Origin of the sequence: Actinomadura soli (assembly GCF_005889715.1) — a bacterium.
GTDB classification, from domain to species: Bacteria; Actinomycetota; Actinomycetes; order Streptosporangiales; family Streptosporangiaceae; genus Spirillospora; species Spirillospora soli.
In genome coordinates, this window is record NZ_VCKW01000302.1 from 1 (window position 1) to 8935 (window position 8935).

The following is an 8935-nucleotide window of genomic DNA, read 5'->3' on the forward strand; positions in this document are numbered from 1 at the left end:
CCTCGTCCGCGCCCTCGTCGCGCTGGACGACCAGGAAGACGACCGCGACCAAGGCCAGTACGAGGACGAGACCGCCGCCGATCAGGACGATCGCCAGGCCGCCCCCGCCCTTGCGTCCGGGAGGCGGCGGTCCGAACGGGCCGGGCGGGCCGGGCTGCCAGCCGGGACCACCGGGCGGCGGGCCGCTCGGCGGGACCGGCGGCGGGCCGTAGGGCGGCTGCGCACCGTGGGGCGGACGCGCGCCCTGGCCCGGTCCGCCCTGCCACGGCGTGTTCGGGGGGTAGCCCACCTGGACCTCCTGACGGGACGTCGTGATCCTTCCAGGCGAGCGTAACCGTAGAGTTCGGGTCGAGATGGACATCGAGCTTCGCGGCATCGCCGCTCCGGACGGCTGGCCCGTAGCGGGGTGCCGGTGCGCGTCCTGCAACCGGCTGCGCGCCGCCGGGGTCCGGCATGAGCCGGTGGGCGCCCTCATCGACGGCGTGCCGCTGGAGGACTGCTCCCGGACGGACGTCCCCGGCGGTTTCGACGTGCGCGGCGCTCGCGGAGGACGGGCGCTGGTCGCGTCCGGTCCGGGGACGAGGCCGGAGCCGGTGGGCGGGGTGGAGTACGACGCCGTCCTGCTGGACCTGGCCGGTTCCCCAGAGCATCTGGGGTATCTGCGCCATGTCGGGGCGGTGTCGGCCAGGACGGAGGTCGTGGCGATCCACGTCGACCACCGCGTTCCATCACCGGGCGAGCTTGAGCGGCGCATGGCGTTCTGGAATCGCCCCCATCACGGCCCGCACCGGACCCTGTTGCTCGGTGGGGCGCGGTCGGGCAAGTCGGCCGAGGCGGAACTCCGCCTGGCCGCCTGCCCGGACGTTCTCTACGTCGCGACCGGGCCGGTGCGTGACGACGACCCGGGATGGACGGAACGCGTCACCGCCCATCGGCTTCGCCGTCCTGCATGGTGGCGGACCGTCGAGACGACCGATCTCGTAGGCGTCCTGAAGCGCGAGACAGGCGCGGTCCTCGTGGACGGCATCGGCACGTGGCTCGCCGCAGTGATGGACGAAGCCGCCGCATGGGACGACCCCTCCCTCGCACAGCCGCACCTGGACGACCTCGTCTCGGCGTGGCGCGGTACGGAGGCGCGGGTGGTCGCGGTGAGCGACGAGGTCGGTCTGGCGCTCGTCCCGGCGACCGCGTCCGGCCGGGCGTTCCGCGACGTGCTGGGCGGCCTCAACCAGCGGCTCGCGGCCGAGTCGGAGGAGGCGGCGCTGGTCGTCGCGGGACGCGTCCTGGAGCTCGGATGATCGCCGGGCTGCGGCTGGCGGTCACGCTGCTGACCGTCGTCCCGGTGGGATCGGAGCGGGTGGATCGGGGCACGGCGCGGGCGGCGATGCTGCTGGCGCCTTCCGTCGGGCTGATCGTGGGCGGCGGCGCGGCGCTCGCCCTGCTGGCGGGCGATCTGCTCGGCCTGGACGGCCTGGTCGCGGCGGCCCTCGCCGTCGCGACCATGGCGGCGATCACCCGGGCGCTGCACCTGGACGGCCTCGCGGACCTCGCGGACGGCCTGGGCAGCGGCCGCCCCGCCGCCGAGGCGCTGACGATCATGAAGCGGTCCGACATCGGGCCGTTCGGCGTCGTCGCCCTGATGCTGACCCTGCTGATCCAGGTCTCCGCCCTGGCCACGGCCCCGGACCCGGCCGTCGCGGTGATCGTCGCGGCGGTCGCCGGCCGCCTCGCCCTGCCGTGGGCCTGCCGCGCCGGCGTCCCGGCCGCGCGCCCGGACGGTCTCGGCGCGCTGGTCGCGGGCGCTGTACCGGCCCGCGCGGCGCTGGTGGTCACGGCCGTCGTCCTGGTGGCGGTCGCGGCGGCCGGGGCGGGCACCGGAGGCTTCGGCGGCGCCCTGCACGCCGTGGCGGCCGTGATCGTCGCGCTGGCCGCCGCGCTCCTGCTGCTCCGCCACGCCGTGCGGCGGCTGGGCGGCGTGACCGGCGACGTGTTCGGCGCTCTCGTCGAGACCGCCACGACGGCCGCGCTGATCGCCCTCACGGCGCTTCGCTGAGGGCGTGGCGGGCGTAGGCGCGGACGTCGGCGTCCGGGTCGTCCTGGGCCCTGCTCAGGGCGTCCCGCACGGCCGCGACGTCCCGGAAGGCGGTCAGCGAGATCACGGCGGCCTTGCGGACGTCCAGGTGGGGGTCGTCCAGGGCCTTGACGAGCGGGTCGGACGCGACGTCGGCGGACGCGGCGGCGAGCCCCCGCACGGCGCCCGTCCGGACCTGCCAGGCCGGGTCGTGCAGGGCGCCGACGGCGGTGAGGTCCAGCGGATGCGGGCAGCCGATCCCCGCCAGGGCCTCGAAGGCCGCCGCCCTGACCAGGTCGTCCGCGGCGCCGATGAGGCCGCCGAGAGCCCCGGCCGCCGCCGGGTCGCCGATCGTCCCGAGGCCGTGCGCCACCGCCATCCTGACCTCGCGGGACGCGTCGTCCGCCGCTCGTGCGACCTCGTCCGCGGCGTCGTGGGCCACCAGTCCCCGGACGGCCTGGAGCCGGACGCGGTGGTCGGCGTCGCGGAGCGCGTCCTCGAACACGGCCTGGGAGCCCAGCCGGAGAGCCCGGAGCACGTCCAGGACGGCGGCGCGGACGATCGCGTCCTCGCTCCGGAGGGCGGGCGTGAGTTCCTCCCGCACGGGGGGCGTCGCGGGAAGCACCTCGACCAGCTCGCGGAGCGCGGTCGCGGCGGCGCGCCGGACGGAGCCGTGCGCGTCGGCGAGCGCGCTCGCCAGGGCGCCGGCGACGCCGTCCGGCGCGACCTCGGTGAGCGTCGCGACGGCCGCGCGCCGCACCTTCGGGTCGGGGTCGGCGAGGTACGGGGCGATGGCGCCGACGCCCGGCCCGGTCTCGGCCAGCTCCTGGAGTTCGAGCAGCCGCGGCGACCGCCCGATCGCCATCGCCGGACGCGCCGCGCCGGCGGGAGACGCGGGCACGGCGGCGAACGACATGGCGGGCGCCGGGGTCAGCACGACCGGCCCGGCCCCGGGCCCTGGCACGGTGAACTCCTCGACCGGCACCAGGTACGGCGCGACCGGACGTTTCACGAACTCCATCGCGCCGTCGTCCCGGCGCCGCAGGTTGAGGTGGTACATCCACGCGGCGTCGTCGCGTTCGGGCAGGTCGGCGCGGTCGTGGTAGAGGCCCCAGCGGCTCTCGGTGCGGGTCAGGGACGAGCGCGCGGCCATCTCCGCGCAGTCGCGGATGAACGTGACCTCCGCGCAGCGCATCAGCTCGTGCGGGGTCCGCGCGCCCATGCCCGCGATCTCCGCCTCCATGCGGGCGAACGACTCGACGGCGATGTCGAGCTTCGCCCGCGTCTTGGGCGGCGCGACGTAGTCGTTGACGAACCGGCGGAGCTTGTACTCGACCTGCGGCTGCGGCGGCCCGTCCGGGTTGCGCAGCGGGCGGTAGATCAGCTCGTGCGCCGCCCGGATCTGATCCTCCGGGAGCGCCGCGCGGGAGCCCGCTCGGGGGCCGAGGTGGGCGGACGCGTGCGCGCCCGCCAGATCCCCGAAGACGAACGCGCCGATCATGTAGTTGTGCGGGACGCAGGCCAGGTCGCCCGCCGCGTACAGGCCGGGCACGGTCGTGCGGGCGTGCTCGTCCACCCACACGCCGGACGCGGAGTGCCCGCCGCACAGCCCGATCTCGGAGATGTGCATCTCCACGTCGTGGGTGCGGTAGTCGTGGCCGCGTCCCGCGTGGAACGTGCCGCGCGTCGGCCGCTCGGTGGTGTGCAGGATGCCTTCGAGCGCGGTCAGGGTCTCGTCCGGCAGGTGGGTGAGCTTCAGGTAGATGGGGCCGCGCGCGGAGTCGATCTCCTGCTTGACCTCCGCCATCATCTGGCCCGACCAGTAGTCGCAGTCGACGAACCGCGTCCCGTCGGCGTTGACCTGGTAGCCGCCGAACGGGTTGGCGACGTAGGCGCACGCGGGCCCGTTGTAGTCCTTGATGAGCGGGTTGATCTGGAAGCACTCGATGCCGCTGAGCTCGGCGCCCGCGTGGTAGGCCATGGCGTGGCCGTCGCCCGCGTTGGTGGGGTTCTCGTACGTCCCGTACAGGTAGCCGGACGCGGGCAGTCCGAGACGGCCGGACGCACCCGTCGCCAGGATCACCGCCCCGGCCGAGACGGTGACGAACTCACCGCTGCGGGTGTCGAAGCCCACGGCCCCTACGGCTCGTCCGTCCGACGTCAGGACGCGCACCGGCATGACGCGGTTCTCTATCTGCACCTTCTCCCGGATGGAGCGCTGCCTCAGCACCCGGTAGAGCACTTTCTTGACGTCCTTGCCCTCCGGCATGGGCAGGACGTACGAACCCGACCGGTGAACCCTGCGGACCGCGTATTCGCCGTGCTCGTCCTTCTCGAACTTCACGCCGTACCGTTCGAGCCGCTTCACCATGGCGAAGCCGCGCGTGGCCGTCTGGTGGACGGTCCTCTGGTTCACGATGCCGTCATTGGCGCGGGTGATCTCGGCGACGTAGTCCTCGGGCGTGGCCTTGCCCGGGATGACCGCGTTGTTGACGCCGTCCATGCCCATGGCGAGCGCGCCCGAGTGCCGGACGTGCGCCTTCTCCAGCAGCAGCACGGACGCCCCGTGCTCGGCGGCGGTGATGGCGGCCATCGTCCCGGCGGTGCCGCCCCCGATCACCAGGACGTCGCAGCTCAGCTCGCGGCGATCCGCCGCGGACGGGATCTCCATCAGACGGCCTCCTTCAGCTGGTCGCCGGCCCCGAGCGCGGCGAGCACGGCGTCGCGGGACGCGGGGACGGCGAACTCGGCGGCGACACCGGCCGGGCCGAGCACGACGACGCGGTGGCCGAGCAGCAGCGCCTCGTCGACGTCGTGGGTGACGAACACGACCGTCGCGGGCGCGTCGGCCAGAACGTCCAGGAGGAGCCGCTGCATGGACGCGCGCGTCTGCGCGTCCAGGGCGCCGAAGGGCTCGTCCATGAGGATCGCCCGGGGCCCGGCGGCGAGCGTCCGGGCGAGCTGGACGCGCTGCCGCATCCCGCCCGACAGCTCGCGCGGAAGCCGCCCGGCGTCGTCGCCGAGCCCCACCCGCCCGAGCCAGCGCTCCGCCGCCGCGCGGCGCTCCCGGCGCGGGACGCCCCGCAGCGCCAGGGCCAGCTCCACGTTGCGGCGGGCGGTCCGCCACGGCAGGAGCGCGTCGTCCTGGAACATCAGCGCCCGGTCGGCGGACGCGCCCCCGACCGGCTCGCCGTCCGCGAGGACGCGCCCCGACACGGCCGGGAGGAGCCCGGCGAACGCGCGCAGCAGCGTGGACTTCCCGCACCCGGACGGCCCGACGACGACGAGGATCTCGCCCGCCGCCACGTCCAGGTCGAGCCCGCGGACGACCGCCCGCCCGCCGTACCCGAGCGTCACCCGCTCGGCCCGCAGCGAGAGGCCCCGCCCTGCTCCCTGTGGGGGGTCGACCCCCCACACCCGCCGTTGCGCTTCGCCGCTCATGACCGCTCCTCCCTTGGCAGCCACCGGGTGAGGCGGCGTCCGGCCAGCTCCACGGACGCGGAGGTGAGCCAGCCGAGCAGCCCGATGGTGGCCATCCCGACGAGCACGCCGGGGTAGTCGACGATCGTGTACGCCTGCCAGGTCCGGTAGCCGACGCCGAAGTCGCCGGAGATCATCTCGGCGGAGATGACGCAGATCCACGCCACGCCCATGCCGATGGACAGGCCGCCGAACACGCCGGGCAGCACCCCCGGCAGGACGACGCGGACCAGGACGCGCCACCGCCCGCCGCCCAGCGTGCGGACCGCGTCCTCCCAGACGACCGGGAGCGCCTTCACGGCATGCCGGGTGCTGACCAGGACGGGGAAGAACGCCGCCGCGAACGTGATGAACACGATTCCCTGCTCGTTCGCCGGGAACAGCAGGATCGCGACCGGCACCAGCGCGATCGCGGGGATCGGGCGGGCCACCTCGAACAGCGGCTGCAGCAGGTCCCCCGCCCACCGGGAGCGGGCGGTGGCGACGCCGAGCGCGACGCCCAGGACGGCGGCGAGAGCGAAGCCGGAGAGGATCCGGACGAGACTCTGCGCGACGTCCTGCCAGAACTGCCCCTGCTCGACCTGGCGGCCGAACTCGCGGACGACCTCGACCGGGCCGGGGAACCGGTCGAACCGCACCCAGAGCCGCAGGTCGGCGGCCGTCGCCAGATGCCAGACCGCCACGGCCGCCAGCAGCGACGCCACCCTGACGGGCCAGCGGTGCAGACCGTTCATGCGCGCCGCACCGCCTCGCCGTACGGGACGACCTTCGCGCCGGAGTGGGCGGAGACGTACTTCTGCGCGCCCTCCGGGGTCGCGAACGGCTTGAACCTTTCCGCGGCCTTCGCGGACGGGTCCTCGACCCAGATGTCCTTGTCGGCGAACCACCGGGTGCCGGCGGCGGTGTCCGGGATGTACGCGGCCCTGATCTGCTTGCCTTCTCCCTGCAGCGCGCGCACATTCTTCAGAAGGCAGACAGCGTCGGCGACAGGACGCGTTTTGGGCTCGCCCTTGACCCACACCTCGCCCGCGGTCTTGGGATCGTCCACCTTCTTGTTGCAGATGGCGTCGGTCCCGGTGATGGCGGCAGGGTTCACCGTGGAAGCGGCCTGCTGGTCGTAGGACGCGCCGACCGCCTTCCTTATGTAGGCGTCGTTGACGAAGGGGTCCACCTTCAGCGGCGTCTGGATGACGCCGATCGACTTGAGGAACGGCACGTCCTGGACGAACGCGGCCCGCAACTCCTTCTTGATGGTCGGGTCGAACGTGGCGACGCCGCCCGCGCCGTTGTAGAGGTACACGGTCTCCACAGGCAGGCCAGTCGTCGACGCCACCGACTCCGCAGCCTCCAGCGGGTGCGCGTGCAGATAGTTGGTCGCGTCTATCTGCGCGCGGAGGAACGCCTGGAGGATCTCGGTCTTCTCCTCGGCGTACTGCTTGCGGACGACCACGCCGTGGAAGGTCGGCACGTTCAGGTCACCGCCGTCGTAGAGCAGCTTGGCCTGGCCCTTGTTCACCAGCAGGCCGGGCCAGGCGACGAACTGCGCGAAGGCGGCGGCGGCACCCGCCTGGAGGGCGGACGCGCCGACGGTCGGCTGCTGGTTCTCGACCTTCACGTCCTTCGCCGGGTCGAGCCCGTACTTGCGCGCCGCCTGGACGAACGTCCCGTGCCCGGCGGACCCGACGCTCGCCGACACGGTCTCGCCCTTCAGATCGCGCAGCGTCTTCGCCTTCGAGCCGGGCGCGACGACCACGCTGTTCAGGGATCCGCGCAGGTTGTAGCCGGTCACCGACACCCACTGGGTCTCGGCGTCGCCGCCCTGCGCCTGCGCGCGCGAGCCGTTGATCAGCAGCGGGTAGTCGCCCATCGAGCCGATGTCGATCTTCCCGGCGAGCATCTGCGCGGTGATCGGCGCGCCCGTGTCGTAGTCGCGCCAGACGACGGAGTGCTTGCCGTCCAGCTCCTTCAGGCGCTTCTCGAAGAAGCCGAGCGAGCGCAGGAGCGTCCCGGCGGTGACGGTGTTGATGGTCTTCGACTGGTAGCCCACGACGATCTGGCCGGACCCGCCGCCGGAGGAGGCGTTCCCGGCGACGGTGCAGCCGGCGAGCAGCGGTACGAGACCGAAAGCAAGAATCCTTCTCATGGTGGCGTCCTTCAGCGCAGGAGGTACGGCATGTTCACGGTCACGGCTCCGGTCGGACAGCGGTCGGCGCACGGGCCGCAGTACCAGCACTCGTCGACGTGCATGTAGGCCTTGCCGGTCTCGGGGTGGACGGCGAGCGCGTCCAGCGGGCAGACGTCGATGCACAGCGTGCAGCCGTCGATACAGAGGGCCTCGTCCACCGTCACAGGGACGTCGGCGCGGTGCTCCACAAGGGACATGAGTTCTCCTGTAAGGGGGGAGGCACACGAAAGGGGCAGGCGCAGCAGTCAGGGGTGGGTGCGGCGGAGGGTGCCGCTCATCGCGATGCGGTCGCCGCGGAACCGGATGAACTCAAGGTCCACCGGGCGGCCGTCGGCGAGATGGGTGAGGCGTTCGAGCATCAGCAGGGCGGCGTCGCGCGGGGCGTCCAGGGTCGCGGCCGAGTGCGGGTCGGCGTTGACGGCCTCGAGCGTGACCTCGGCGAGCCCGAGCGGCTGCCCCGCGATCCGTTCGAGCAGGACGAAGATGTCGTTGCGGGCGAGGTCCTCGGCGAGCAGCGGCTCCCCCAGGTCGCGGGCGATGTAGGTGAGGTCGAGGGAGAGCGGCAGCCCGTTCAGCCGCCGGATCCGCTCGATGTAGACGACGGGCTCCCCCGGTGGCCGCCGCAGCCGGGCCGAGATCTCGCGGGACGGCGTGATCAGCCCGGTGGTGCGGACCTCGTTGGCGACCTCGCCGTGCTCGCGCAGCGTCTCGGCGAGCCCGAGGAGCCGTTCGAGACCGTGCGGGTACTTCTCGGCGACGGCGAGGGTGCCGACGCCGGGGCAGCGCTCGACGAGGCCCTCGGCGCGCAGCAGGTCCAGCGCCTCCCGGACGGTGTTGCGGGACGTGCCGAACTCCCGGACGAGCTCGGCCTCGGAGGGCAGCGCGCCGCTGCGGAACTCGCCGTAGAGCACCTGGCGGCGCAGCACGTCCGCCACCTGCCGGGCGCGGTCGGCCCGCAGCCGCCGGGCGTCGGCCAGCGGCAGGGCCCCGGCGGTGAAGTCGCTCCTGGTCACGCCCATAACCTACTAAATCAATCGGAATAGGTGAATAGAGGTTGCGCTCCGCCACCTGGAACGTCGCCCGCACCCCGCCCCACCTGCGGCGCCGCGCCCGCCCCGCGGCGTTCCGCCCCCCCCGAGCCCCCCCGAGGCTGTCTCTTTTACACATCTCCGAGCCCACGAGACCCTCAGACACCTCCT

8 protein-coding genes and 1 pseudogene are annotated in these 8935 nt (G+C 73.6%); 2 read left to right on the top strand and 7 right to left on the bottom strand.

The window, feature by feature from the left end; genetic code table 11:
• Positions 1-289: pseudogene (locus ETD83_RS43130) on the bottom strand (hypothetical protein); the annotation flags it as partial.
• A gap of 64 nt (positions 290-353) precedes the next feature.
• On the opposite strand from ETD83_RS43130, the gene ETD83_RS35910 reads away from it, so the two are divergent.
• Positions 354-1298, top strand: a complete 945-nt coding sequence (locus ETD83_RS35910) for a bifunctional adenosylcobinamide kinase/adenosylcobinamide-phosphate guanylyltransferase (protein ID WP_138649660.1) — start codon at positions 354-356, stop codon at positions 1296-1298.
• On the top strand, positions 1295-2053 hold the full coding sequence (locus tag ETD83_RS35915) for an adenosylcobinamide-GDP ribazoletransferase (protein ID WP_138649661.1): 759 nt from the start codon (positions 1295-1297) through the stop codon (positions 2051-2053). The genes ETD83_RS35910 and ETD83_RS35915 overlap by 4 nt, the downstream gene beginning before the upstream one ends.
• On the opposite strand, the gene ETD83_RS35920 is transcribed toward ETD83_RS35915, so the two are convergent.
• Genes ETD83_RS35920 through ETD83_RS35945 form a run of 6 tightly spaced genes read right to left on the bottom strand, consistent with a single transcriptional unit; the run spans position 2037 to position 8749 of the window.
• Positions 2037-4742: a fumarate reductase/succinate dehydrogenase flavoprotein subunit gene (locus tag ETD83_RS35920; protein WP_138649662.1), complete on the bottom strand. Its 2706-nt coding sequence runs from the start codon at positions 4740-4742 to the stop codon at positions 2037-2039. The genes ETD83_RS35915 and ETD83_RS35920 overlap by 17 nt on opposite strands.
• Entirely contained in the window at positions 4742-5512 is a 771-nt protein-coding gene (locus ETD83_RS35925; protein WP_138649663.1) for an ABC transporter ATP-binding protein, read from the bottom strand. Before ETD83_RS35925 ends, ETD83_RS35920 begins: the two co-directional genes overlap by 1 nt.
• Entirely contained in the window at positions 5509-6285 is a 777-nt protein-coding gene (locus tag ETD83_RS35930; protein WP_138649664.1) for an ABC transporter permease, read from the bottom strand. The genes ETD83_RS35925 and ETD83_RS35930 overlap by 4 nt, the downstream gene beginning before the upstream one ends.
• The gene (locus ETD83_RS35935) at positions 6282-7694 is read right to left on the bottom strand and encodes an ABC transporter substrate-binding protein (protein ID WP_138649665.1); all 1413 of its coding nucleotides are present in this window, start codon (positions 7692-7694) and stop codon (positions 6282-6284) included. Before ETD83_RS35935 ends, ETD83_RS35930 begins: the two co-directional genes overlap by 4 nt.
• An 11-nt stretch (positions 7695-7705) precedes the next feature.
• Positions 7706-7933: a 4Fe-4S dicluster domain-containing protein gene (locus tag ETD83_RS35940; RefSeq protein ID WP_067884863.1), complete on the bottom strand. Its 228-nt coding sequence runs from the start codon at positions 7931-7933 to the stop codon at positions 7706-7708.
• A gap of 48 nt (positions 7934-7981) precedes the next feature.
• On the bottom strand, positions 7982-8749 hold the full coding sequence (locus tag ETD83_RS35945; protein WP_230421405.1) for a GntR family transcriptional regulator: 768 nt from the start codon (positions 8747-8749) through the stop codon (positions 7982-7984).
• Between the last annotated feature and the right edge of the window lie 186 nt (positions 8750-8935).

What these genes read in the sequence shown, in the direction of transcription:
- ETD83_RS35910 (WP_138649660.1), top strand. Translation starts at nt 354, where the DNA reads ATGGACATCGAGCTTCGCGGCATCGCCGCTCCGGACGGCTGGCCCGTA.
- ETD83_RS35915 (WP_138649661.1), top strand. Translation starts at nt 1,295, where the DNA reads ATGATCGCCGGGCTGCGGCTGGCGGTCACGCTGCTGACCGTCGTCCCG.
- ETD83_RS35920 (WP_138649662.1), bottom strand. Translation starts at nt 4,742, where the DNA reads ATGGAGATCCCGTCCGCGGCGGATCGCCGCGAGCTGAGCTGCGACGTC.
- ETD83_RS35925 (WP_138649663.1), bottom strand. Translation starts at nt 5,512, where the DNA reads ATGAGCGGCGAAGCGCAACGGCGGGTGTGGGGGGTCGACCCCCCACAG.
- ETD83_RS35930 (WP_138649664.1), bottom strand. Translation starts at nt 6,285, where the DNA reads ATGAACGGTCTGCACCGCTGGCCCGTCAGGGTGGCGTCGCTGCTGGCG.
- ETD83_RS35935 (WP_138649665.1), bottom strand. Translation starts at nt 7,694, where the DNA reads ATGAGAAGGATTCTTGCTTTCGGTCTCGTACCGCTGCTCGCCGGCTGC.
- ETD83_RS35940 (WP_067884863.1), bottom strand. Translation starts at nt 7,933, where the DNA reads ATGTCCCTTGTGGAGCACCGCGCCGACGTCCCTGTGACGGTGGACGAG.